This is a genomic window from Bradyrhizobium ferriligni (genome assembly GCF_056837965.1).
The window spans coordinates 1-1,686 of sequence record NZ_JBXEJO010000172.1; the positions used below are offsets into that span (position 1 = coordinate 1).

1 protein-coding gene and 2 pseudogenes are annotated in these 1,686 nt (G+C 66.3%); 1 reads left to right on the forward strand and 2 read right to left on the reverse strand.

Annotation, left to right across the window (positions count from 1 at the left end; genetic code table 11):
* A pseudogene (locus AC1VNY_RS42380) lies at positions 1–468 on the forward strand (beta-(1-6) glucans synthase); the annotation flags it as partial.
* On the opposite strand, the gene AC1VNY_RS42385 reads toward AC1VNY_RS42380, so the two are convergent.
* Complete coding sequence (locus tag AC1VNY_RS42385) at positions 428–808, reverse strand: hypothetical protein (RefSeq protein ID WP_194454371.1); 381 nt, start codon at positions 806–808, stop codon at positions 428–430. The pseudogene AC1VNY_RS42380 and the gene AC1VNY_RS42385 sit on opposite strands and share 41 nt — an antisense overlap.
* A gap of 94 nt (positions 809–902) precedes the next feature.
* Positions 903–1,686, reverse strand: a pseudogene (locus AC1VNY_RS42390) (hypothetical protein); the annotation flags it as partial.

Consider the following 1,686-nt stretch of genomic DNA (forward strand, 5'->3'; position numbering starts at 1 on the left):
CTGCATTGGGGCGTGCTGCTCGCGGCGGGCATTGCCGCGCCACTGCTGACGGCGCATGCGCTGATCGCCGGGCGGTCGCTGCCGACCTTCCTGGAGTTGATCGGGCCGCGCGACTATCGCGGCAAGGGCGTGATCGGCGCGGTTCTGGCGATTGTGCTGATCATCACCACGGTGATTGCTGCCGAAACCGCGCTCGGCTTCACCTTCGATCCGCGCTACCGCGATTTCCCGTATGCCTCGCTGACCATGGCGGTGGTGCCATTCGCGCTGCTGACCATGCTCAATCGGCCGAAGGAAGGTATCCGGCCGCTCGCGGAATCCGTATTCGCCGGCCTGTTGGCGATCGCCGCCCTCTACACGATCTACAATGAGGGTACGATCAACTGGCAGTCGGACTGGACCTGCGTGATGTACCTTTTGCTTGCCGCTACGCTGTGGCGGGCGCGGGCCGCGCAAAACCCAGGATGAACAGCCCGATCGCAAGCCCCGACAGCACGACGTTGTAGAGCACGATCCCGAGCCCCGCAGCGATCAAGCCGACGGTGAGCAGCACGATCGACGGCCGCGTCAGGTTGAGCACCGCGATTACCAGCGCGGTGATCCCGAACACCGAGTTCTTGAACAGTACGGTCGACAGCGCGCGAGCCTTGCAGAGCATGGTCTGCATGCCGGCGTCGCAGGCCAGCGCAACGGGAGAGAACTCGATTGCCAGATAGCGCACGTAGAGCGCGTAGCCGACGGTGACGAAGCCCACGACCATCAGGAACTGGACCTGATACGGGGAGAGGCGGAACGGAGGTTTTGTCATCGCGGCACTATGGTCGGGATCGGGTTGCGGGACAAGCTCGGTCGGAGCATCGAAATCGGTTGAAAATCCGGCCGCAATCCCTTGGCTAAGATGATTATTGGCTGTTCCGCCGGAATATAGAGGAGATCGTGGTCGGCTCCGGCTTCTTGTCCTCGGCGACCGGCTGCTGCTGCGGCGGCGGCGGTGCGACGGCGCGTTTCGGCACAGCCCGCCGATGCGATGGCGCCGGCTTGGCTCCCGCGGGTGGCTCGTTGAGGGCCAGCCGCTGGCCGTCATAGATTGCCGTCTCGCAGGTTCGCTGCACTAGGCTGAGGCCCGCGCAGATCCTGGCGGCGGTGCCGGCGTCGTTCAGCGGTCCGGCCACCAGCCGCAGCTGCATGCCGAGCCCGTTGCTGTTCTCCTTGATCACGATGATCGGCCGCAGCGTCGCCAGCGGCGCGTTGGCCTTCGACTTCAACAGGCCGCGCCACAGCGCGCGCAGTCCATTGACCGAATTGGCCGTGCCGAGATCGACGCCGAACTCGGTGCGGTGGATTTGTGCCTGCGGCGCATCGTCCTCGGCGTCCGGATCCGCTGTAATCACCAGCGGAGGGATCGGTGCGGCGGTGACATCGTTGGCGGTCGTCGGCTTGGCCGCTTCGGTTGCCTTGTTCGCCGCAGGATCGAGCGATGCCAGGATCGGCTTGTCGGCAGGCGGCTTGTCCGCGATCGGCGCCGGCGCAGCGGGTGCATCCTCGGCGCTGGCCGCTGCGGCGCTCATCGGGCTGGCGATCGATGCGGCGGAGGCGGAATTCGGCGGCGAATTGTCGGAGGCTGGCGGCTTCTCCGCGGCGGCCTGCGGCTTGGCGGCCGCCGGTTTCTTGTCGGCTGTCACCGGC

Bases quoted from the DNA above. Each gene is read 5' to 3' on its own strand.
- AC1VNY_RS42385 (WP_194454371.1), bottom strand. From the start codon at position 808: ATGACAAAACCTCCGTTCCGCCTCTCCCCGTATCAGGTCCAGTTCCTG.